The organism is Streptomyces sp. NPDC111520 (genome assembly GCF_055635295.1).
In genome coordinates, this window is record NZ_JBVKBW010000016.1 from 75676 (window position 1) to 97621 (window position 21946).

Below are 21946 nucleotides of genomic sequence, written 5' to 3' on the forward strand. Positions count from 1 at the left end.
GAGGGACACGCCGCTGTTCCGCGGCTACCATCCAGGTCACGAGGCTGATGTCGCACGGGGGAGAGTCGCTGTGGTCGAATTCGGGATCCTCTTGTTCCTGCTGGTGTCCTTCGTGGCGTTCCTGGTCGTCAAGCTCCTGCGCCGCGGCTACCGCCGCACGGAGAACGCCGACGGCCTGCTCATCGAGCAGGCCCGCCGCGAGCAGGCCCACGCCGACCGCTGGACGTACAACTCGGCGACCGTGCACAACGCTCCGCTCACTCACGACCCGAACGTGTTCCGCCGCTGACCCGCGGTCGACCGTCGTCCACGACGGCGGGCCTCAGGGTGTCGGCTCCGCACCGGCACCGGCATCGGTACCGGAACCGGCACCGGAACCGGCATCGCCCGGGTTCCGAACAGGCGGCGTGAAGCACGCCGTTATGGTCTTGCCGTGGTGCTGTGCGTGCGTCTGCCAGCTGTCGGCGAGACCGTCCACGAGGGCGAGGCCGCGCCCGCCGGTGGCGTCCTCGTCGGCGTCGCGCGGGGAGGGCACCGTGTCGTCGTCATCGTGGACGCTGACGTGCAGGCACCGGCTGTCCCAGGTCAGGACGACCTCGGCGTCGCTGTGCGCGTGGACGTGCGCGTTCGTGATGAGCTCCGACACGGCCAGCAGGATGTCGTCGACCGTGCCCGGCGCGTCCTCCGTCCAGTCCAGGGCGGCGAGATGGTCCCGCGTCCACCGGCGGCCGGCGCGCACCCCGCCCGACACGGGGAACGACCGCGCCCAGCCGACGGCCTTCAGTGACGAGTCGGCCATCGCAGTGCTCCCTTCTGCTCCTTGACGGCAGGAGTACGCCTACCCCGCCTGCGCCCCCGCACCCGCGCTGCGCACGGACGGCGCGGATCCCCGCCGCGGTGCCGCGGCGGGGACCTCGTGGAGCGGTGGGTCAGACGGCGGCGCGGGTGCGCTGCTTGGCGGCGCTGATGACGTCGGCACGCCGGCGGTGCTGCCGCTCGTAGTCCATGGTCTGCCGGGCCAGCAGCGGTTCGGCGCCCCGCAGCCGGGCGGTGATCTGATCCGGGCTCATGGTGTCGTAGCCGGGCCAGGGCTGGTTGCCGCGCAGGTTCTCGATGGCGTTCAGGACCCCGACCCGGTCGCCGTGCTCGCGCTCGTAGTCCTCGATCATGGAGAGGTCCGCCTGTGAGAACAGGCGCAGCCGCTGGATGATCTCGGCGACCGGGAGCCGGTCGTAGTCCGCGAGCGGCAGGTCGATGGTGCCGGCCATCGGGGCGTGGGCCGCCGGGGCCTTGCCCGCCGGGCGCGGGGCGTCGGCCGCGGGCCGGGGCGCGGACCCGCCGCCGCCCGCCCAGACCGCCTGCAGTCGCTGGGCGGTGGTGCGCAGCGTGCGCACGGCGGCGTCGGCGATCCCGGCCGCGCCGTGGGGGCGCCGGCCGTCGCCGGCCGCCGTCGTGGCCAGGGCCAGCGCCTGTTCCTCGACGCTGGACTCCAGTTCGCGCAGCAGTTGCTCGTCCTGCCGGCGCAGCGTGGTCAGCAGGGCGGCGGCGCGGTCGTCCTGGGCGAGGGTGGCGATGCTCTCGCCGGCGCGGCAGGCGGCGAGCGCCCGTGCCGTGGCGGTGTACTCGTCCTCGGTGTTCCTCAACTGCTGGTGCTCGTCGGCGTGCGCCCCTCCGGGCAGGACGCCGCGGACCAGGCGGGCGCCGATGTGCAGGGGCGCCATCGCGGTGTGGAACGCGCCCGCCGACGCGGTCCTGACCATCTCGCCGGTGTCGCGCAGCAGGTGGCGCGGGCGCATGTCACGGACGTGGGTCTCGATGCGGGCGATGTGGTGCTGGGTCTGGGCGGCATGACGTTCCAGGGTCTGCCGATGGGGACCGGCGGGGGTGACGGCCATGTCGGCCCGGAACCGGTCGACCACCGCGGCGTGTGCCTCCCGCACATCCTCGAGCGCGGGTATGAGCGCATCCGTCGTCAATGTCATGCCTGCTCCCTTGTGGGGTTCGTGGGGGCCGCGAAGGCCGCCCTCGCGTGCGGCTGCGCCGCCGGGTGGGCGGGCACCGGCACCAGCGTGGGCGAAGCGGATGAAGATCGCCCGGCGAGCGGACACGGGACCGGGGCGTCTGCCGCTGCCCGACGCCGGTCCCGGGGGACGGCCCGGGGGCGCCCCAGCGAGCAGGCCGGTTAGCCCGTCCAGGTGACGGGCCACCCCGCGTTCACCGACCGCACGACGTGCGCGCGCCCCCTGTGCGACGGACCGCGGGCGGGTGCCGGGCGCGGGCACACGGCAGCGGCCGCCGTCACACAGGTGACGGCGGCCGCCGGTGCGCGTACCGGACGTGCCCCGGCTCAGCCGGAGACCAGCCGCTTCGCGGCCTCGGCGATGTGGGTGCGGGAGATTCCGGCGGCGTCCATGAGTTCCTCCGCCGTGCCCGATCCGGGCAGGTCACGGACGGCCAGGTGCGCGAAGGCGGGCCCTTGGTGCCGTGCGGCGAGGGCGGAGAGCACGGCCTCGCCCAGGCCGCCCTCCGGGTGGTGGTCCTCGGCGACGACCAGGGCACCGGTGTCGCGGGCGGCGCGGGCGAGGGCGTCGGCGTCCACGGGCTTGACCGAGTACAGGTCGATCACCCGGGCCGTGACGCCCTCGGCGGCCAGCGCGTCGGCCGCTGCCAGGCACTCGTGCAGCGTGACCCCGGCCCCGATCAGGGTGACCTCGTCGTCCCCGGACTGCCGCAGGGTCTTGGAACCGCCGACCGGGAAGGACTCGTCGGGCCCGTACAGGACGGGGTACGCCCCGCGCGTGGTGCGCAGGTAGGAGATGCCCTCGAGGTCGGCCTGGGCGGCCGTCAGCGCGGCGGCGGACGTGGCGTCGCTCGGGTACAGCACCGTGGATCCGTGGACCGCGCGCATCATCGACAGGTCCTCCACGCCCATCTGCGACGGCCCGTCCGCGCCGATCTCCACACCGCAGTGGCTGCCCGAAAGCGCCATCGAGATCTGCGAGATGGCCGCCATGCGGATGAAGTCGTGCGCCCGGGTGAGGAAGGCGGCGAACGTCGCGGCGTACGGACGGTAGCCGCGCACGGCCATGCCCACGGCCGAGGCGATCATCTGCTGCTCGGCGATGTACGTCTCGAAGTACCGCTCGGGGTAAGCCTTGCCGAAGTCCTCCGCGTGCGTGGAGTTGCCGACCTCGGCGTCCAGGACCACGACGTCGGGGCGGGCGCCGACGGCGACGAGCGCCTTGCCGAAGGCGACCCGGGTGGCGACGGCCTCGCCCATCCGGAACTGCGGCAGCTCCACGGGGGTCGTCGCGGTCATCGGCGGGCGCGGGGCGGCCTCGGGCGGCAGCGGCCCGCGGACGGTCAGGTGGCGCACGCCGCCGAGTTCCTCGATGGCGTGCTCGGCGAGGTCCGGCGGCAGCGGCTTGCCGTGCCAGCCCTCGTGGTCGGCGACCTCCGGGACACCCTGCCCCTTGACGGTCCTGGCCACGATGACGGTGGGCGCCTGCGCGTCCGCCGCGGTGGCCAGCGCCCGGTCGACGGCCTGGAGGTCGTGCCCGTCGACGACGAGCGCGCGGCAGCCGAAAGCCTCGACGCGGCGGGCGTACGCCTCGGTGTCCCACTGCAGTTCGGTGGGGCCGCGCTGCCCGAGCCGGTTGACGTCGACGATCGCGACGAAGTTGGGCAGTCGCCGCTGGCCCGCCTTGTCCAGGGCCTCCCACACCGAGCCCTCGGCCATCTCGCTGTCGCCGCACAGCACCCACACCCGGTACGGCTCGTGCTCCAGGTCGCGGCCCGCCGTGGCGATGCCCACGCCGTAGGCGATGCCCTGGCCCAGCGATCCCGTGGCCACGTCCACCCACGGCAGTACGGGGGTGGGGTGGCCCTGGAGGCGTGCCCCGAAGGTGCGGTACGTCGTCATGAGCTCGTGCTCGTCGACGGCGCCCGCGGCGTGGAACATCGCGTAGAGCAGGGGGGAGGCGTGTCCCTTGGAGAAGATCAGGTGGTCGTTGGCCGGGTTCTCGGGCTTTCGCCAGTCGTACTTCAGATGACGCGCCATCAGCACGGCCATCAGGTCGGCGGCGGACATACTGGAGGTGGGGTGGCCCGAGCCGGCCGCGGTGCTGGCCCGCACGGAGTCCACACGGAGCTGCTGGGCGAGTTCGAAGACCTGTTCCAGGTCGGTGTCCGGCCCGATCGGGCGGGCGGCGGCTTTCTGGTCCGTCATGACGGACTCCCTCTTCGCACGGAGGACTCTGCGTACCTGGTGCCTGCTACCCACCGGTTCGCGTCGCACTCGCCCGTATCGGCCGGGTCCCCGGCGTCAGCGCAGCGGTCCGCGGCGCGAACGCCGCCACCTGACGCCGACGAGGACGAGGTCGAGCACGAGCACGACGATGCCGATGACCAGCAGGTAGAGAAGACCCTCGGCGACCACGCCGATCAGCCCCAGCACCACGGCCACCAGGAGCAGGAACAGGAACAGCGCCACGGCCGGAACACCTCCTTGGCGCGAGGGTCGTCAGCGCCGGGCGAGCTTCCGTTCGCCTCCGGCGCCCGGGTGGTAGGCCATGTCGTAGTACTGGAAGATCTCCCCCTCCTGCTCGACGGGCAGGACGTCGTCCGTCCCGATGGACGGAGCCTTCCTCACCAGCCCCCTGGACTGGGCGACCTGGACGTAACCGGGCCCGACGACCGCCTCGTCGAGGGGCACGAACACCAGTCGGTGCCGAGTGGGCAGCCCGGTGCGCACCGTCGCCATGGCGGGCTCGTCGGTGGCGGTGTCGACGTAGACCGCCTCCAGCGCGCCGATCTTGTGCCCCTTGGGGTCGATGACGTCACGGTCGCGCCACTCGCGGATGTCGGCTGAATGGATCATGAGCTGCTCCTCGGTGGGGCGCCGGACTGGCGTCGTGGCCCCCGGCGCGGGCGCACCGGGACCGCCCTGGCCGGGCCGTCGCAGGTGAGTGCGTTCCTGCTCGTTTTCTCATGCTACGTCCGTCATCCGGATCCGGCCGGGGTTCCGTTTACCGGCGCCCGCCCCGGCAACGCGACCCACAGGGGCGTGTTCGCCCGCCGACCGGGCCCTGGAGGCCGTGATGGACGTCGTGGAAGAGGATCCCTACCGGTTCCGCATCGGCCGGCGCGCCCGGATGCGCGTCCCCGGTGTCGTGTTCGCCTCCCGCGACCTGCTCGGCCACGCCGGGAAGGCGCTGGAACAGGTCGTCAACGTCGCGACGCTGCCCGGCATCGTCACGGCCTCGTACGCCATGCCGGACGTCCACTGGGGCTACGGCTTCCCGATCGGCGGGGTCGCCGCGACGGACGTCGCCGACGGTGGCGTGGTCTCCCCGGGCGGGGTGGGCTTCGACATCTCCTGCGGCGTACGGCTGCTGGCCGCCGACTGCGACCGCGAGGCGGTCGGACCCGCCCTGCCCGCGATCATGGACGGGCTCGGCCAGGACACCCCGCGCGGCGCCGTCACCGGGGCCGTCTGGCACCTCGGCAGCGACCGCCTGCTGGAACGGGTGCTGGCGGGCGGGTCCCGCTACGCCGTGGAGGAGGGCCACGGCGAGGACGGCGACCTGCGGCGCTGCGAGGACGGCGGCACCGTGGCCGACGCCGACACCGGCGGGGTCGGCGCGCGTGCCCGCGAACGCGGCCTCGGACAGGTCGGCAGCCTCGGTTCCGGCAACCACTTCCTCGAGGTGCAGGAGGTCGCCGAGGTCTACGACGGGCCGGTCGCCGCCGCCTTCGGCCTCGCGCCCGGCCAGGTCTGCGTGATGATCCACTGCGGCTCCCGGGGGCTGGGGCACCAGATCTGCTCCGACCACGTGCGGGCGATGGACCGGGCGATGCGGCGGTACGGCATCGACGTCCCCGACCGGCAGCTCGCCTGCGCCCCGGCCGACTCGCCCGAGGGTCGCGCCTACCTCGGCGCGATGGCCGCCGCCGCCAACTACGCCCGGGCCAACCGCCAGCTCCTGGGGGAGCTGTCCCGCCGCGTCTTCCGCCGTGAGGCGGGGGTCCGTCTCACGCTCGTCTACGACGTGTCCCACAACCTGGCGAAGATCGAGGAGCACGAGGTGGACGGGGTGCCGCGCATCCTGTGCGTCCACCGCAAGGGCGCCACCCTGGCGCTCCCGCCCGGCCACCCGGACCTGCCCGCCGACCTGCGCGGCGTCGGCCAGCCCGTGCTCATCCCCGGCACCATGGGCACCTGCTCGTACGTCCTCACCGGCGTTCCCCGCGGCGACGCCTTCCACTCGACCTGCCACGGCGCCGGCCGGGAGCAGAGCCGGCACCAGGCCGCGCGCGGGGTCAGCGGCAGGGAGCTGCGGGCCCGGCTGGAGGCCCGCGGGATAAAGGTGCGCGCCTCGTCCTGGCGCGGGCTCGCCGAGGAGAAACCGGAAGCCTACAAGGACGTCTCGGCGGTGGTCGAGGCGAGCGAGGGCGCCGGACTGTGCCGCAGGGTCGTCCGGCTGGTGCCCCTGGGCGTGGTCAAGGGGTAGTCCCGTGGGACGGCACGCCGCGCGGGACCGCGGGCCGGACCCGGTCCGGACGCCCGCTCAGACGTCGACCGTTGCCGCGCAGGACCACCCGTACGGGCCCGGCGCCAGGTGCAGTTCGCCCAGCGAGACCGCCTTGGGAACGGCTCCGATGACCTCGACCGACCGGACGTCGGCCACCGCCATCCGCACGTCCAGCCCGCCGTCGTCCGACTCGGCCTCGACGTCGACGGGCACCTCCCCGTGCACCTCGAGCCGGAAGATGACCTCGTCGAGGAGGTCCGCCAGCAGGTCGTCGTCGGGGGCCTCCGCCACCGGTATCCGCCGCACGCACGCCGGACGTACCCCCGAGATGTCCGCGAAGCACTCGACCAGCCCCAGTACCGCCTCGACCAGGCACTGCTCCCGGGTCGGCCCCCACGCCTCGATCCGCACGTCGGCGGTGTGCGGCACCGCACGGTGTCCGCCCGCCTCCGCTCCTCCGCCGCCGTACGTCTCGTCCACCATGAGGAGCGTCTGCCCGGTCCGGGCCGCCTCAAGGGTCCCGCGGCCCGGTCAGCGCCTCACGGCCCGCAGGACCACGAACTTCGGATTGGCGGCGACGACCTCGCAGTTCCCGAAGAGCCGCCGCAGGCGCACGTGGTAGCCGAGGTGCCGGTTGCCGACGACCAGCAGCTCACCGCCGGGCCGCAGCGCGGACCGGGCGGTGACGAACATGCGCTGGGCCGTCGCGTCCGTGACCGCCTGGTGGGAGTGGAACGGCGGGTTGTTGAGGACGAGGTCGGCCCCGTCCGGCCCCAGCGCCGCCACGGCGTCGGCGGCGTCCCCGGCCAGGAACCGGGCCCTGCCCCCGGGCCCGGCGATCTCGCGGAAGGTCTCCTCGGCGGAGGCGACGGCCTGATGCGACTCGTCGACGAACAGCACCTCGCTGCCGGGGTTCGCCAGCGCCACCGCCGTCCCCACCACCCCGTTGCCGCAGCCCAGGTCGACCACGCGGTCCTGGCCCTCGCGCTTCGGCAGGTGCTCGAGCAGGAAGCGGGTGCCGATGTCCAGGTGGTCGGCGCAGAACACCCCCGCGTGGTTGGTGACGGTACGGCCGGACAGCGGGCCGATGCCGTCGGGCAGCGCGTACCGCAGCGGCCACGGGTTCGTCCCGCGGGCCGGCGCCGGATCGGGGGTGCTGAGGATCAGCCGCGCCTTGCGCACCGCGAGCGAGGTCCTGGTCGGCCCGACGATCCGCTCGAACAGCCGCAGCGTGGACGTGTGGATCTCGGTGACCATGCCCGTGCCGAGGACGACGGTGCCGGGGTGCAGCGCGGGCGCCAGCCGGTGCAGTTGGTCCTCCAGCAGCGCCAGGCTCTTCGGCACCCGGACCAGCAGCACGTCGATGCGGGCGGGCGGCTCGTCACGCGTGGTCAGCAACCGCGCCTGGGCGTCCGGCACATTGCGCCGCAGGTTCTCCAGCGTGGCCTGCTGCCCGAGGTGGGAGTCCGTGATCTGCGTGGGACGGTACGCGGCCAGCGCCGTCGTCAGCGCCCCCCAGCGGTCGCCCAGGACGACGGTCGTGCCGGTCAGGTCCGTCCCGGTCTCGGCGAGGTGCCGCAGGAGGTACTCGTCCGAGGCGTCCCACGCCCGCAGCGTCTCCCGCGGCTCCGCGGGGAATCGGGTCAGTTCGAGTGCGCCCCACGGCGTGCTGAAGAGGTTCATCGCCCCCTCAGGGTACGGGCTGCCCGCACCGCCCAGGGCTACCGGCCCGGGGGCCCCTGCCGCGACGCGGCGGGTCGGCCGGTGGGTGCGAGCGGTCGCCGCGCACCCACCGGCGCGTGGGGGATCAGCCCTGGGCGGCGCTCTTCAGGATCTCGGCGAACGTGGTGACGTCCTTAGCCGGGGGTGCCGTGACCGTGGAGGTCGCGCTGTAGGCGGACTGCACGATCGTCACCTTGGAAGGGCCCTTGGCCGTCTTGCCGGACTCCACGGTCTTGACGGCGAGGTCGTCGGAGCCGATCCACACCTCGACCTTGACGGTCTTCTTGAGGCCGGTGGCGTGCAGTTCCGTGACGTAGGCGTCGCGCTCGCCCTCACTGATGAGCTCGAGGACCGAGGTGTCCGCGGCCAGCTTGTCGATGTCCACCGTGCCCGTGTAGTGGGTCGCCGTGACACCAGACACCTGCTCTTCACCGGCCTTGGCGAGATCCGCCGCGGTGGACAGGGCGGCGATGCTCGTAGCGGGGCCGTGCGGCAGGTTGCCGGCCGGGTTGTCGTCCATATCGGCGCCGTCGAGCTTCAGCCACTTCTTGCCGGGCGCGGCCTCGGCCATCTCCCCCTCGATCGGGAAGTACACGCCGCCATCGGCGATCATCATGTGCACCTTGCCGTCGGGGCCGGCCATGTCCCGCAGGTCGGCGTCCGAGCCGGCGTCCATGCTCAGCTCGGCCCCCTCGGAGCCCTTCTTCCAGCTCAGGGTGCCCTCGGCCTTGGTGTTGCCGTCGGCCGGGTCGACGGAGTCGACGGTGACCTTCGCGGAAGCCTGCTCCTCCACCGCCTTGGCGGCGTTCCGCAGCGCGTCGACCGGGGAGACCTCCTTCTTCTCCGCCGGCTCGGCGGCGGAGCTCTGGGACGACGCGGCCTTCGGTGCGTCCTTCGTGGAGTCGCCGCAGGCCGCGAGACCGAGTGCGAGGGTGCCGGTCGCAGCGGTGATCGCCACAAGTCGACGAATGCGCATGAAAAGTTCCCCTACAAAGTAAAATTTTTACAATGATCAACGGCCCTGAACGATACAACAGCCCTCGGACACAAGTGCGAGCAGCCTGCGCGTAGTGACCGGGGCACGGCTGAGATCCGCCCGTGCGGGGCGACATCACCGGTCAGGACCTGTTACCGACGCTGATCGCGGACGCCGTTCTCAGGTGGACGCCGACGGGGGTCCGGCAGATCAGGCCGGTGGCCTTCGCCCCCGGCGACCCACGGCCTCCTGGCTGCCGCGCTCGGTCGCGGCCGGCGCCGCAGCCCGGAGCCGCGTCAGGTGATCGTGATCCGGTAGCGCCGTACGGCGGCCGATCCGGCCTCCCCGGCACCGTCGACCTCGCCTCCGCCCTCGCCTCCGTCTTCGAGGACGCCACCGTTCCGCTCGATCGTCCGCGCGGAGGCGGCGTTGTCGGCCTCGCAGACGACGAGGACCCGGTCCAGCCCGAGCGCGCGGGCCTCGCCCACCATGCGCCCCAGGGCCCAGGTGGCCAGTCCGCGGCGGCGCGAGGACGGCCGGACGCCGTAGCCGATGTGCCCGTACCGCTCCACGTGGTCCGCCGGCCCCAGCCGCAGGGCGATGCCGCCGTGCACGCGGTCGCCCTCGACGATCCACCGGTACGTACAGCCGTGCCCCGCGGCCACCGCCTCCGGCTCCGCCTGCGCGGCCAGCACCGCGACCCAGGCCGCGAACCCGTCCGGCGTGCCGACCTCGTCGGACGGCCCCAGCCCGAAGCCGTCCTCGTGCCGGCCGGGACCCCACTCGTGGTGCGCCTCGAGCCAGGCGGAGTGCAGGCGGGCACTGGGCGCGATGAGTTCGGGCATGCGGCGACGATATCCAGGGGCGGACGTCGAACGGATGTCCGCACCGGGGTGGGAATCGGGTGTGCGTGTGGGCGGCGCTGCCCATTTCGGCGACGTGCCGAAGCTCCATCAGATCGTCGCCGTGGCAAAGGGCGTCACGTCGAGGTTCCTCGGGGAATCGACACCGGAGGAGTTACGGGGCCGGCGGTGGGGGCGGAGCCGGTGCGTGCGTGGGGGGCTTGTGGCGGAACCGTGGTGCGCGACAACGTTGTCAACTTGAACCGGGCATGACTATACCGGCCGGAGAGGCAACGTTGTCAAGGGAGTTGACGTGCACCGGAGGCGGTCTACCGGGACACCGGCGGGGCGCGCTACTGTCCCCGCGGCTTGTGTGACCCGTGGTGCGCGACCCGTCCGTGAGAAGAAGGGCCGCGTCATGCGCTTGCGTCCGACGTCCGTGCTGCTGGCCGCCGTCCTGGCGGTCGGCGGCGCCACCCCCGCCCTCGCGGCGCCCGCCGCGCCGCCACCCGATCTCGTACAGGACCCCACCGCCTACGTCGACCCGCTGATCGGCACCACGAACGGCGGCAACGTCTTCCCCGGCGCCGTCATGCCGCAGGGCATGCTGTCCTGGAGCCCCGAGACCACCCGCGGCGACGCCACCCGCACCACGGCGCCCGGCGGCTACCACTACGACGCCACCCGCATCCGGGGCTTCAGCCTCACCCACATGTCGGGCACCGGCTGCGCGGGCGGCAGCGGGGACATCCCGTTCCTCCCCTACGCCGGCGCGGTCACCACCTCGCCCGCCGCGGACACCAAGGACGCGGTGTACGCGGCCGACTTCGCGCACTCCGACGAGACCGCCGAGCCCGGCCACTACAAGGTGGGCCTGTCCTCCGGCGTCACCGCGGACCTGACGGCCACCACCCGCACGGGCTCCGGCCGCTTCACCTACCCCGCGGACAAGCCCGCCTCCCTCCTGATCCGCACCGCCAACTCCGAGGTCGGTTCCACGGACTCGACCGTGACCATCGACCCGAAGACCCGTACCGTCTCCGGTTCGGTCACGTCGGGGAACTTCTGCGGCTACCTCGATCCCGAGGGCCGGCGCGCCTACTACACCCTCTACTTCACCGCCCGCTTCGACCGCGCCTTCACCGCGACCGGCACCTGGCAGGACGACGAGGTGAACCCCGGTTCCACCGGCGCCTCGGGCGGCACCGGCGGCTTCGCGGCCGGTGGGAACCCCGTCGCGGGCAAGGGCGCGGGCGGCTGGGTGGAGTTCGCGCCCGGCGGCGGACCGGTGAACGTCAAGGTCGGCATCTCGTACGTCAGCCAGGCCGGCGCCGACGCCAACCTCGCCGCGGAGAACCCCCCGCGGCGCTCCTTCGACTCGGTGCGGGACGCGGCCCGCCGTGCCTGGCGCGACCGCCTCGGCGCGATCAAGGTCGGCGGCGGCACCGACGCCGAGCGCACCACCTTCTACACCGCGCTGTACCACGCGATGATGCACCCCAGCGTCATCAACGACAGCGACCGCAGATACCGGGGCGCCGACGGCGAGGTCCACACGGTGGCCCGCGGTCACCGGGCCCAGTACGGCACCTTCTCCGGCTGGGACGTCTACCGCTCCCAGGTCCAGCTGCTCACCCTGCTGAGCCCGCGCACCGGCTCGGACATCGCCCAGTCGCTGTACGAACTCGCCCGGCAGAACGGCGGCGTCTGGGACCGCTGGCTGCACGGCGCCGCCGGCACCCACGTCATGAACGGCGACCCGTCGCCCGCCGCCCTCGCCGGGATCCGGGCCTTCGGCGGCACGGACTTCGACCTGCGCGGCGCCCTGGACTCCCTGGTGAAGGCCGCGACCGTGCCGACGGAGGCGGACCTGTCGCCCGCGGGCAAGCCCATCCTCTCCGTGGGCCAGCGCCCCTCGCTGGACAGGTACCTGAAGCTGCACTACATGCCGTCCGTCTCCAACGCCTGGGGCGGTGCGGCCGAGACGCTGGAGATGTCGGGCGCCGACTTCGCCCTCTCCCAGCTCGCCACGGCCGCCGGGGACAAGCGCACCGCCGCCGACTTCGCCCGGCGCTCCCAGTGGTGGCAGAACAACTTCAACCTCGCCGCCGACCCGGGCGGCGGCTACATCGCCAACCGCGACGCCGACGGCAGCTGGGTGACCGGGTTCACGCCGGCCACCGGCAACGGCTTCGTCGAGGGCACGGCCGCCCAGTACACCTGGATGGTGCAGCACGACCCGGCCGGCCTCTTCGCCGCGATGGGCGGGCGGGACGAGGCCCGCGAGCGGCTGGACGCCTTCTTCCACAAGGCGGACGGGAGCTGGGCGTTCACCGGTAGCGGCGGCGACAAGTCGGAGATGGACAACGAGCCGTCGATCAACGTCCCGTACCTGTACGCCTACGCCGGTGAGCCGTACCGGACGCAGGAGACGGTACGGGCCGCGATGGGCGCGCTGTGGTCCACGAAGCCCGGCGGCATCCCCGGCAACGACGACCTCGGGGCGATGTCGTCCTGGTACGTCTTCTCGGCACTCGGCATGTACCCGCAGGTGCCCTCGCGCGCCGAACTCGTCCTGGCCTCACCGCTGTTCCCGCGCATCGAGATCGACCGCCCGGCCGGCAACGACATCTCCATCCGCGCCACCGGCGCGGCGGCCGACGCGCCGTACGTCCGGTCGCTGAAGGTCGACGGCCGCACCAGCGACCGGCCGTGGCTGCCCGCCTCCTTCGTCGAGGACGGCGGCAGGCTGGACTACACGCTGTCGCGCACCGCGGACCGCGGCTGGGGAGCGGACGCCGAGGACGCGCCGCCCTCCTTCCGGGAGGGCGAGCAGCCGTACCAGGTGGGCGTCGGCCCGACCGCGGCGACGATCGCCCCGGGCGGCGGCAGCAAGGTCGGCATCCGGGCCCTGTCGCTGCGCGGCGGCCAGGCGCCGCGGGTGCGCTTCCGTGTGGAGGTGCCCGACGGCGTCACGGCGTCCCCCGCGGAGGGGACGTTCACGGACGGGTCCCAGGAGATCACCCTGTCCACCGCCGGGGACGTCAAGCAGGGCTTCTACGACGCCAGGATCGCGGTGAGCTACGGGGACACCTCGTACGAGCAGCCGGTGTCCCTGACGGTGGCCGCTCCCGGTTCCCTCATCGCGGCGTACAACAGCACGGGCGTCTCCGACGACTCCGGTGACCACGACGAGGCCGACTACGACGGCGGCGGCTGGAGCTACTCCCGTCAGGCCCTCGCCGCGGCGGGCCTGAGCGGCGGCACGCAGGGCACGGTCGCCGGCGGCCTCGCCTTCACCTGGCCGGATTCGCCCGCCGGCCGTCCCGACAACGCCTCCGCGACCGGCCAGACCATCGAACTGGCCACCCCGGCCTCACGGTTGTCGTTCGTGGGCAGCGCCGTCAACGGCGACCAGCAGACGACGGCGACGGTCACCTACGCCGACGGCGGCACCGAGGCCGTCGACCTGTCCTTCACCGACTGGACCGTGGGAGGCGGTGGCGGCAGCGTCCGCTTCGGCAACGAGGTCGTCGCCAAGACCGCGTACCGCAACGTCGCGGGCGCGGACAAGGACCCGGTGGCCACGTACGTCTTCGCCACCACGCCCTTCGAGGCGCCGGCGGGCAGGACCATCACGAGCGTGAAGCTCCCGCAGAACACGGACCTCCACGTCTTCACCCTCGCGGTGGACTGACGCGGAGCCACCCGGGCGCGGGCGCGGAGCCGGCTCCGCGCCCGCGGAAGGGCCCTTGTCCCCGGTGCGTCACCGGGGACAAGGGCCCTTCGTCCGCCGTGCCGTCCGGCTACTTGACGCCGAAGGCGCGGATCAGGGTCTGGCTGACGCTGTTGCCCTTCGTGTCCCGGGCGGTCGTCCGCAGGCTCGCGAAGCGGGCCCGCGACGGCGCGTCGAGCTGCGCCTTCCAGCCGCCGCCCGACTGCCGCAGCGTCGTCCTGCGCCAGGTGGCGCCGTCGTCGTACGACACCTCCACGGTCACGGTGCGCATCGTCCCGGTGCCCGCCGCGCCCTTCAGGTGCGAGGCGGTGACCGTCAGGCAGGTCCGGCGGCCGGCCTTGCCGGACAGGTCGGTCGCCACGGCGTAGTCGAGCTGCACCAGCGGCAGCGGCGTGAGGACCGAGTAGTCCGTCGTGCTCGAGGTGAAGCCCCACTCGGTGCGGGTGCGGGTCGAGTACGGCCGGTCCGGCAGGTTCCGCTTGCCCTCCACGACGATCCGGTAGGGCTGCGGGTCGGGCGACATCCCCTCGGCGGTGACGATCCGCTCGTTGTAGTCCTCGCCGAGCAGTTGGTCGCCCTGGTACAGCGAGACCTTGGACGTGTCGCCGTCGGCCCACGCGACGCCCGCGTGGCCGCCGGAGTCACCCCAGGCCGGCAGCGTGGAGGTGCTGATGATGTCGCCGACCCGGTAGGGGGCCGTCCAGCTGATGCCGTCGTTGAGCGCCCGCGGGTGCTGGACCGGCGCGAACCAGGCCTCGCTGCTGGTGCTGCGCGGCTTGTACGTGCGCACGACGCCGCGCTGGCCGAGGTCGGGCATGGCGGCCGAGGAGATCCATCGGGCGCCGTCGCCCGCCGTGACCCACGAGGTGAGGGTGCCCTGGGCCGCGACCTGCGTCGGATCGATGAGCGCGGGCCGGTTGAAGACCAGCGAGACGTCCTCGCGGTACGCCACCGCCCTGCCCTGCGTGGTGTTGCGGAACGACTCGTCGATACGGGCCAGTTCGCCGGGTCCGGGGCGGTAGGACGGGTCCTTCGGGACCGCGCCGTCGCTGTGCCGGATCAGGTCGTAGGCGTAGCGCGGGTACGGGTGCGAGACGACCTTCAGCGTCGTGGTGCCGTGCCCCCGGAGCCGGCTCAGCAGCCGCGCGCCGTCGTCGGTGCCGAGCGAGGCCACCGGCAGCGGGGCGCCTTCGGGCAGGTCGGCCCACGGGTCGTAGGTGCCGTAGCCGTCGTTGAGGATCAGCAGCTGACGCGCGCCGGCCTTCGCCGCGGCCGCCGCCTGGTCCGGGGCGGACACGGTGTCGCTGCGGCGGACGACCGCCACCTGGCCGCGCACCGGGAGCTTGCGGTAGTCGGCGGCCGAGCCGTCACCCGCCCAGACCGCCCGGTACGTCCCCGTGCCGTCGGGCAGCTTGGGGGACAGGCTCTGGATCGTGACGTCGTCGTAGGTCTGCGAGCCCGCGGAGAATGTCAGCGGCGGCTGGATCTGCCGCCAGCGGGTCGCGAAGTGGTACGAACCCTCGGTCACCTTGGGGGTGGGGGTCACCCAGAGGCTGTCGTACCGCCAGTACTCGGGCATGTAGCTGTCGAGGAACGGGTACAGGTCGCCGTTGGTGCGGTACTGGTCGACCCGCATGAACTGGTTGGCGGTCGCCTGCGGCGTGACGGCGGCCGCCTTGCGGAGGTCCGCGGCGTCGAAGCGGACGGTGCGGTCGGCGTCGAGGTCGATCTGCGGCGCCGAGAACATCGCGAAGCCCAGCGTGTGCGTGCCGTCGATGCCGGGCACGTCGCTGTTCACCCACGCCGAGTAGGTGCTCGGGGGCAGCCGCAGGTCGATGCGGCCCGAGGCGTCGACGGCGAACGCCTTGGGCGCGGTGTTGCGCTTCACGTCCTTGAGGATGAGGGTGCCGGGCAGGGCCTTGCCGTGCCGGTCCTTCGCGGTGACCGTCAGCATGGTCCGGCGGCCCTCCTTGTTCACCCCGACCGTGGTGCGGGCCAGGGCCGTGCCGTCGGCGCCGGTGGCGACGAGCCGGGTGGCGTAGGCGCCGTTGTCCTCGGCGGCGTCGAGGTGGGTGATCACGCCGACGGAGGCGGTGCCGTGGGCGGGCACGGTCAGCCGCGGTTCGGTCAGCGTGAACAGGCCCTCGGGCAGCTGGCCCGGGCTCAGGGACAGGTCCACTGTGACCGGTGCGGCGCCGGAGTTGGTGTAGGTGACGTCCTTGCGGACCGTCTGACCCGGCGTGTAGGGGTAGTGGGCCTGCGCGTACGCGTCGCCGGAGGCGACCAGCGTGGCCTTCACGGCGGCGGCGACGTCCACGCGCCCGCTGCCCGCCTCGAAGGGGCTGAACCGCTGGGTGCTCGCGGTGGCGCTGATCAGGGCGGCCTTGAGCTGCTGCCCCGTCCAGTCCGGGTGCTCGGCGGCCAGCAGGGCCGCGGCGCCCGCCACGTGCGGCGTCGCCATGGAGGTGCCGCTCATCGTCTGGTAGGCGCCCTCGCCCTCAGGGGCGTACTGCGAGCGCGCGGCCAGCACGTTCACCCCCGGGCCGGTCAGGTCGGGCTTGACGGCGTTGTCGCCCACGCGGGGGCCGCGGCTGGAGAACTCCGCCAGCTGGTCCACTCCCTTGCCGGGGCCGTTGACCGCGCCCACCGTCAGCGCGGCGTCGGCGGCACCGGGGGCGCTCACGCTGTACGGGACGGGGCCGGAGTTGCCCGCCGCGACGACGAACAGTGCCCCGGTCTCCTCGCTGAGCCGGTTCACGGCCTCGCTGAGCGGGTCGGTGCCGTCGGTGGGGTCGCCGCCCAGGCTCATGCTGATGACCTTGGCGTGCTGGTCGCGGGCGGCCCATTCCATGCCGGCGAGGATCCAGGAGTCCTGGCCGCTGCCGAAGTTGTCCAGGACCTTGCCGATGTGCAGGGACGCGCCCGGGGCGACACCCTTCTCCGTGCCGCCGGAGGCGGCGCCGGTCCCGGCGACGGTGGAGGCGACGTGGGTGCCGTGACCGTGCCGGTCGGTGACGTCCTGGTCGGGCACGAAGCTCTGCGTCGCCGCTATGCGGCCGGTGAAGTCCGGGTGGGCGGCGTCGATGCCGGTGTCCAGGACGGCGACGTCCACGCCCTGCCCGGTGTCCCCGCCGTCCCAGACCTCGGGGGCGCCGATCTGCGCCGTCGTGTCGGACAGCGTCGCCTTGACCTTGCCGTCCAGCCACACCTTGGCGATGCCGCCGGCCAGCCGTCCGGAGGGCTGTTCGCCGGCCGCGCTCTTGGCGGTGGCGCCGGTGAGGGAGGACCAGAAGTCGGCCGCCCGCCCGTGTTCGGCGGAGATCGCCGCGCCCTGGATGCTGCTGAGGGTCAGGGACTTGCGCGCGCCGTCCGGGGTCTTGGCGCTGCGGGAGCGGGCGGCGGCGTCGGTGTACGTGACGATGAGCGGCAGCCGGTCGCTGCGGGCGTCGTCGTAGCCGTCCGCGAGCAGCGAGGTGACGTTGAAGAGCCCCTCGTCCAGGGCTCCCGACGCGATGTAGGGCACCGCGGCGTCGGGGTAGACGTAGGTGTCGGAGCCCACCGACATCACGTGGGCGCCACCGGACCTGCCCTGCGGGTCGGTGACCGACGTGACGGACGCGGAGCGGCCGTTCCCGGTCACGGTGACCTTGTCACCGGTGATCAGGGTGACGGTGCGCACGGTGGCGGGAGCGGCACCGGTCGTGGCGGGGGAGGGGGACGTCGCCGAGGGGTCGGCCGACGCGACCGGACCCGTGGCCGTCAGCACCACCAGGGCGGCGACGGCGGCTGTCAACCCGCGTCTGCGGGACGGAGGCATGCGCAAGGGAACCTCGTGGACTCGATGGGCTGGAGTTGAACGCAGTCAGCCATCCGTTCGCATCCGTGTAAAGGCGGCCCTTTGGCACTTCTGTGCCATGTCACCAAGTGGACACGGCGCAAAGCGGCGCAATGATCGGCAAGCAAGACACACTGCACGGTGTGGGCGTCCGCTGCGTAGCGGCACACGTGTCACACGTTGCTGACGGGACGTCAGCTCGCCCACCGCACACAGGCCGGAGATGGAGAACGATGACGGACGCCGACGCGCCCTTTGAGCTGGTCGGACTCGACGCGGCGGCGGAGGCCGTCTACCGCGACCTGCTGGCACGCGGTGGCGGGACGCTCGACGACGTCACGGCGGCGTCCGGGCTGGGCGCCGCACCGGCACTGGAACTGCTGGAACGCCTGCACCACTCCGGCCTGCTCAGCCGCCGCTCCTCGGGGGAGTACCTGACCGTCGACCCGCGGCACGCCCTGCGGGCCCTGGTGGAGTCCCGGGAACGCCAACTGGCCGCCGTACGCGACGCCACCGGGCCGCTCGGCGCGCTGTTCGACGAGGCCAGGCGGTCCAGCGCCGGCCAGCCCGCCACACGGACGATCAGCGGACCGGAGGAAGTCGGGGACTGCTACTACCGGTTGCACCAGAGCGCCACGTACGAGATCTGCGGACTGGCCCGGCCCCCCTTCCTCTTCTCCCCGAACGGGCCGCTCGACGAGGCCGCCGTGCGGCGCGGCGTACGGGTACGGGTCGTCTACGCGGCCGCCAGCTTCGACGAGGACGGCGGGGGGCAGGAGCTGGGCAGCCTCGTCTCGCGCGGCGAGGAGGCCAGGGTCGTGTCCTCGCTGCCCGTCAAGCTGACCATGGCGGACCGTTCGGCGGCCATGGTCTCGCTGAGCCTCGGCCCCGACGGCACCGACACCCTCTACACCGAGGCGCCGCCCCTGCTGGAAGCCCTGACCGAGCTCTTCGAGCGCTACTGGGCCGGCGCGGCCTCGCTGAGCGGACCGGGCTCCCAACCCCCGCCGGCGGCGCCGCCGTCCGCCCCGAGCGAGCGGGTGCGCGAACCCACCGACGAGGAACGGAACCTGCTCGCCCTGTTCGCCGCCGGCGTCAAGGACGACGCCATCGCCCGGCAGTTCGGCATGTCGACCCGGACCCTGCGCCGGCGGATCCAGGACCTCTACGCGGAACTGGGCACCACCAACCGCTTCGGCGCCGGCGTCGCGGCGGCCCGGCGCAACTGGGTGTGAGCACCGCGTACGGGCGCGGAGTTGCGCCGGCGTGCCGCCGGGGGACGATGGGAGGAGGGCGCGGCGGTGCGCCGCGCCGTCCGAGGTGGTCCAGGTGCCCGAGGTGCGAGCGGTCGACTACGGCGTCACCAGGTTCGACGTCCCCCTGCCGGGAACGTTCGAGGAGGCCGTGCGGCGTCACGAGTCCCTGGTGCCCCACTACCATGCGGAGGGGATCCGGGACCTCATCCGTTCCGGCGGCTCGTGGGAGAGCGCCCTCGCCGAGGCGGCGAGCAACGCACCGCACGGATTCATGATCTTCTGGAAGGACTCCGGGACGGCGCTGATGACCCTCGCCGGCGACCCGACGCCGTTCGTGATGTACCTGATGGGCAACTACGCCATCGCCGAGCGGATGTTCCGCCACGACCCCGCCGCCATGATGCACGCGCCGCTGCGCACCGAGATCTACCGGGGCGCCGACGCCCCGCGCTTCGTGATCGACCGTCCGAGCTCCCACTTCGGCAGCTACGGCAGCGAGGAGATCGCCCGGGTGGGACTGGAACTGAACCACAAGGTCGCCCGCCTGCTCACGCTGATGGAGGCGCCGGTGCCCGCCGGGCTCGGCTGAGGCGGCCATGACCGGTCTCCGGTACGACACCCACGTGTGCGACGGGTTGCGCCGCGCGAAGGGCCCCCGGCTGCCCGACGGAGGCGCCATCCACTCCTCGCCGCTGACGTCGACGCTGATCCTCGGCGAAGCCGAAGCGGTCCTGGTCGACCCGCCGTTCACCCGCGACCAGGTGCGCGCCGTCGGCGACTGGATCGAACGCTCCGGCCGTCGGCTCACCCACGTGTACGCCACCCACGGCCACGGTGACCACTGGTTCGGCACCGATCTGCTGCTGCGGCGCTTCCCCGGGGCGGTGCCGTACGCGACCGAGGGCACCATCGCGCTGATGCACCAGCAGGCCACGGTGGGCCGGCGGACCCGGTGGGACGTGGACTTCCCCGGGCTCATCCCCGACAGTCCCGTGGTCTACCAGGTGGTCCCGGACGAGGGGTTCACGCTGGAAGGGCACCCGCTGCGCCCGGTGGAGACCGGTCACACCGACACCGACGACACGACGGTTCTGCACGTCCCGTCGATCGGTCTGGTGGTCGCGGGCGACGTGGCCTACAACGGTGTCAACCAGTACCTGCGGGAAAGCGCCGGCGGCGGGATCAACAAGTGGCTCGCCGCGCTCGGCACCGTCCTCGCGCTCGGCCCGCGCGCGGTCGTGGCCGGCCACAAGAACAGGGCCCTGCCGGACGACCCCGTGATCCTGGGGCAGACCCGCGACTACCTGCTCGACGCGCAGCGCCTGCTGGCGGAGGAACCGCGCCCCCGCACCTTCTACGACCGGATGCTCCGGCTCCACCCGGACCGCCTCAACCCGGGCCCGGTCTGGTACAGCGCCCTCGCCCTGCTGCCCTGACGCCCCGCCCGCGGGAACCGGGGCGGCGGATACGGCCCCGGAACAGGCGCCGACCCGGGCCCCGGTTCAGCCCCCGATAAAAAAATGGACGTCCATTCATTATGATGGCGCCATGCAGAACACACCCAGCCGCACCGCGCAGCACGTCGCGCTCTTCCGGGCACTGGAGTCGGTGCGCCGGGGGCCGCGCCTGTTCACCGACCCGTACGCCGCCTCGTGCCTCGACCGCGGCTACCGCCTGGCCGTGACGATCGCCCGGTGCCCGGGGATGGCGCGGTTCCTCGAGCGCCGGATCGACCGGCGCTGGCCCGCCGGTCCGCGCGCCTCGGCGGTGGTCCGCACCCGGCTGATCGACGACCTGGTCGTGGACGCCCTGGAGGGCGGCGCCCGGCGACTGGTGCTGCTGGGCGCGGGGTACGACAGCCGGGCCTTCCGGCTGAACGCGGCGCGCGCCGCCGGTGTCGTGGAGGTCGACCACCCGGCGACGCAGGCGGTCAAGCGCACGCTGGCCGGAACCTGGTCCGCCCGCGCGGGCCGGACGGGTGAGGACGTGAGGTTCGTCGCGGCGGACCTGATGCGGGAGGACCTCGGCGACGTGCTGCGCGCCGCGGGGCTGGACGGCGAGCGCGCGGTGGTGGTCTGGGAGGGCGTGACGAACTACCTCGACGCGGCATCGGTGCACGCCACGCTCACGGCACTCGCCGCCGTACTGGCGCCCGGGAGCCGGATCGTCCTCACCTACATGGACCGGCGGGCCCTGGACGGGACCGGGGACTTCGAGGGCGTCGCCGCATGGGCGGACACCGTGCGCACCGCCGGGGAGCCCTTCACCTTCGGCTTCCTGCCCGGCGAACTCCCGGCGTACCTGGCCGCACGCGGACTGGAACTCACCCTGGACGAGTCGGCGAGGGAGGCCGCCGCGCGCTACCTGGAGCCCCTGGGGCGGCACGAACCGGCCGCGCCCTTCTACCGCGTCGCCCAGGCCGAGGTGAAGTGATGCCCAAGGTCAGTGAGGAGCACCTGCGGGCACGGCGCGAACAGATCCTCGACGCCGCCGCTCGCTGCTTCGCCCGGTCCGGCTTCCACCGCACCACCATCCAGGACATCGCGGCCGAGGCCGGCGCCAGCGCCGGTCTGGTGTACCGCTACTTCACCGACAAGGACGCCATGGTCGTGGCCATCGCGGACCGGTGGCACGACCAGCAGGCCCGCCGGCTGCACCTGGACGAACCCGCCGGGAACACCGTCGACGCCCTCGGTGACGTCGCCCGGGGCTTCCTGGAACTCCTGCGCTCGCTCGCCGAGCCCGGTGAGCGGCAGCGCGTGCAACTCGGCGTCCAGATCTGGGCCGAGGCGCTGCGGGCCCCGCAGGTGCACGCGGTGGCGCGCGAGGGCGTGGACCGTCCCCGCGCCGTCGTCACCGACCTGGTCCGGGCTGCCCAGGAGCGCGGCGAACTGGACGCCACGTGGCCGGCCGACGGCCTGGCCAGGGTGTTCGTCGCGATCTACCAGGGGCTGGCGCTGCAGACCGCCTGGGATCCCGGGCTGGACCACGCCGGATACGTCGAGGCGGTCGAGCGCCTGATCGGCGCGCTCGCACGCTGACTGCA

General features: G+C 73.3%; 18 protein-coding genes. 8 read left to right on the top strand and 10 right to left on the bottom strand.

Features of this window, described 5'->3' with window-relative positions; translation table 11 throughout:
• Positions 1–70: 70 nt before the first annotated feature.
• A complete protein-coding gene (locus ACZ7MY_RS31755) occupies positions 71–289 on the top strand; it encodes a hypothetical protein (protein ID WP_499606739.1) in 219 nt (72 codons plus the stop codon).
• A gap of 33 nt (positions 290–322) precedes the next feature.
• Here ACZ7MY_RS31755 and ACZ7MY_RS31760 read toward each other — a convergent pair whose 3' ends face one another.
• From ACZ7MY_RS31760 to ACZ7MY_RS31780, 5 genes are all read right to left on the bottom strand, one after another.
• Positions 323–799 carry an ATP-binding protein gene (locus ACZ7MY_RS31760; protein ID WP_499606740.1) on the bottom strand — a complete coding sequence of 159 codons (477 nt, stop codon included), beginning with the start codon at positions 797–799 and terminating at the stop codon, positions 323–325.
• Positions 800–929: 130 nt separating this feature from the next.
• On the bottom strand, positions 930–1982 hold the full coding sequence (locus ACZ7MY_RS31765) for a hypothetical protein (RefSeq protein ID WP_499606741.1): 1053 nt from the start codon (positions 1980–1982) through the stop codon (positions 930–932).
• 365 nt (positions 1983–2347) lie between these two features.
• Positions 2348–4228 (bottom strand): transketolase, encoded by a 1881-nt coding sequence (locus ACZ7MY_RS31770; protein WP_499606742.1) that lies wholly within the window; start codon positions 4226–4228, stop codon positions 2348–2350.
• 96 nt (positions 4229–4324) lie between these two features.
• Complete coding sequence (locus tag ACZ7MY_RS31775; RefSeq protein ID WP_499606743.1) at positions 4325–4492, bottom strand: hypothetical protein; 168 nt, start codon at positions 4490–4492, stop codon at positions 4325–4327.
• 30 nt (positions 4493–4522) lie between these two features.
• A complete protein-coding gene (locus ACZ7MY_RS31780; protein WP_499606744.1) occupies positions 4523–4879 on the bottom strand; it encodes a PRC-barrel domain-containing protein in 357 nt (118 codons plus the stop codon).
• 220 nt (positions 4880–5099) lie between these two features.
• Here ACZ7MY_RS31780 and ACZ7MY_RS31785 point away from each other — a divergent pair, with 220 nt between their 5' ends.
• Positions 5100–6512: an RtcB family protein gene (locus ACZ7MY_RS31785; RefSeq protein WP_499606745.1), complete on the top strand. Its 1413-nt coding sequence runs from the start codon at positions 5100–5102 to the stop codon at positions 6510–6512.
• A 57-nt stretch (positions 6513–6569) separates the two neighbouring features.
• Here the strand turns inward: ACZ7MY_RS31785 and ACZ7MY_RS31790 are convergent, their stop codons facing one another.
• The 4 genes from ACZ7MY_RS31790 to ACZ7MY_RS31805 all read right to left on the bottom strand — a co-directional run bounded on the left by ACZ7MY_RS31790 (position 6570) and on the right by ACZ7MY_RS31805 (position 10076).
• The gene (locus ACZ7MY_RS31790; protein WP_499606746.1) at positions 6570–7016 is read right to left on the bottom strand and encodes an archease; all 447 of its coding nucleotides are present in this window, start codon (positions 7014–7016) and stop codon (positions 6570–6572) included.
• A 48-nt stretch (positions 7017–7064) separates the two neighbouring features.
• On the bottom strand, positions 7065–8216 hold the full coding sequence (locus ACZ7MY_RS31795; protein WP_499606747.1) for a methyltransferase: 1152 nt from the start codon (positions 8214–8216) through the stop codon (positions 7065–7067).
• Between the two features lie 124 nt (positions 8217–8340).
• Positions 8341–9231: an SCO4651 family lipoprotein gene (locus ACZ7MY_RS31800; protein ID WP_499606748.1), complete on the bottom strand. Its 891-nt coding sequence runs from the start codon at positions 9229–9231 to the stop codon at positions 8341–8343.
• A gap of 296 nt (positions 9232–9527) precedes the next feature.
• Positions 9528–10076, bottom strand: coding sequence for a GNAT family N-acetyltransferase (locus tag ACZ7MY_RS31805; RefSeq protein ID WP_499606749.1), 549 nt, complete (start codon positions 10074–10076; stop codon positions 9528–9530).
• Between the two features lie 415 nt (positions 10077–10491).
• On the opposite strand from ACZ7MY_RS31805, the gene ACZ7MY_RS31810 reads away from it, so the two are divergent.
• Complete coding sequence (locus ACZ7MY_RS31810; RefSeq protein ID WP_499606750.1) at positions 10492–13770, top strand: GH92 family glycosyl hydrolase; 3279 nt, start codon at positions 10492–10494, stop codon at positions 13768–13770.
• Positions 13771–13879: 109 nt separating this feature from the next.
• Here the strand turns inward: ACZ7MY_RS31810 and ACZ7MY_RS31815 are convergent, their stop codons facing one another.
• On the bottom strand, positions 13880–17626 hold the full coding sequence (locus tag ACZ7MY_RS31815; RefSeq protein ID WP_499606751.1) for a S8 family serine peptidase: 3747 nt from the start codon (positions 17624–17626) through the stop codon (positions 13880–13882).
• A gap of 251 nt (positions 17627–17877) precedes the next feature.
• Between ACZ7MY_RS31815 and ACZ7MY_RS31820 the strand changes: the two genes are divergently transcribed.
• The 5 genes from ACZ7MY_RS31820 to ACZ7MY_RS31840 all read left to right on the top strand — a co-directional run bounded on the left by ACZ7MY_RS31820 (position 17878) and on the right by ACZ7MY_RS31840 (position 21941).
• Entirely contained in the window at positions 17878–18879 is a 1002-nt protein-coding gene (locus ACZ7MY_RS31820; RefSeq protein ID WP_499606752.1) for a LuxR family transcriptional regulator, read from the top strand.
• Positions 18880–18973: 94 nt separating this feature from the next.
• Entirely contained in the window at positions 18974–19489 is a 516-nt protein-coding gene (locus tag ACZ7MY_RS31825) for a DUF302 domain-containing protein (protein ID WP_499606753.1), read from the top strand.
• A gap of 7 nt (positions 19490–19496) precedes the next feature.
• Entirely contained in the window at positions 19497–20336 is an 840-nt protein-coding gene (locus tag ACZ7MY_RS31830; RefSeq protein WP_499606754.1) for an MBL fold metallo-hydrolase, read from the top strand.
• 112 nt (positions 20337–20448) lie between these two features.
• On the top strand, positions 20449–21333 hold the full coding sequence (locus tag ACZ7MY_RS31835) for a class I SAM-dependent methyltransferase (protein WP_499606755.1): 885 nt from the start codon (positions 20449–20451) through the stop codon (positions 21331–21333).
• The gene (locus ACZ7MY_RS31840) at positions 21333–21941 is read left to right on the top strand and encodes a TetR/AcrR family transcriptional regulator (protein WP_499606756.1); all 609 of its coding nucleotides are present in this window, start codon (positions 21333–21335) and stop codon (positions 21939–21941) included. Before ACZ7MY_RS31835 ends, ACZ7MY_RS31840 begins: the two co-directional genes overlap by 1 nt.
• Positions 21942–21946: the final 5 nt, after the last annotated feature.

Excerpts from the sequence above, each read along its gene's own strand:
- ACZ7MY_RS31760 (WP_499606740.1), bottom strand. The coding sequence starts at position 799 with ATGGCCGACTCGTCACTGAAGGCCGTCGGCTGGGCGCGGTCGTTCCCC.
- ACZ7MY_RS31765 (WP_499606741.1), bottom strand. The coding sequence starts at position 1,982 with ATGACATTGACGACGGATGCGCTCATACCCGCGCTCGAGGATGTGCGG.
- ACZ7MY_RS31770 (WP_499606742.1), bottom strand. The coding sequence starts at position 4,228 with ATGACGGACCAGAAAGCCGCCGCCCGCCCGATCGGGCCGGACACCGAC.
- ACZ7MY_RS31780 (WP_499606744.1), bottom strand. The coding sequence starts at position 4,879 with ATGATCCATTCAGCCGACATCCGCGAGTGGCGCGACCGTGACGTCATC.
- ACZ7MY_RS31785 (WP_499606745.1), top strand. The coding sequence starts at position 5,100 with ATGGACGTCGTGGAAGAGGATCCCTACCGGTTCCGCATCGGCCGGCGC.
- ACZ7MY_RS31790 (WP_499606746.1), bottom strand. The coding sequence starts at position 7,016 with ATGGTGGACGAGACGTACGGCGGCGGAGGAGCGGAGGCGGGCGGACAC.
- ACZ7MY_RS31795 (WP_499606747.1), bottom strand. The coding sequence starts at position 8,216 with ATGAACCTCTTCAGCACGCCGTGGGGCGCACTCGAACTGACCCGATTC.
- ACZ7MY_RS31800 (WP_499606748.1), bottom strand. The coding sequence starts at position 9,231 with ATGCGCATTCGTCGACTTGTGGCGATCACCGCTGCGACCGGCACCCTC.
- ACZ7MY_RS31805 (WP_499606749.1), bottom strand. The coding sequence starts at position 10,076 with ATGCCCGAACTCATCGCGCCCAGTGCCCGCCTGCACTCCGCCTGGCTC.
- ACZ7MY_RS31810 (WP_499606750.1), top strand. The coding sequence starts at position 10,492 with ATGCGCTTGCGTCCGACGTCCGTGCTGCTGGCCGCCGTCCTGGCGGTC.
- ACZ7MY_RS31815 (WP_499606751.1), bottom strand. The coding sequence starts at position 17,626 with ATGCCTCCGTCCCGCAGACGCGGGTTGACAGCCGCCGTCGCCGCCCTG.
- ACZ7MY_RS31820 (WP_499606752.1), top strand. The coding sequence starts at position 17,878 with ATGACGGACGCCGACGCGCCCTTTGAGCTGGTCGGACTCGACGCGGCG.
- ACZ7MY_RS31830 (WP_499606754.1), top strand. The coding sequence starts at position 19,497 with ATGACCGGTCTCCGGTACGACACCCACGTGTGCGACGGGTTGCGCCGC.
- ACZ7MY_RS31835 (WP_499606755.1), top strand. The coding sequence starts at position 20,449 with ATGCAGAACACACCCAGCCGCACCGCGCAGCACGTCGCGCTCTTCCGG.
- ACZ7MY_RS31840 (WP_499606756.1), top strand. The coding sequence starts at position 21,333 with ATGCCCAAGGTCAGTGAGGAGCACCTGCGGGCACGGCGCGAACAGATC.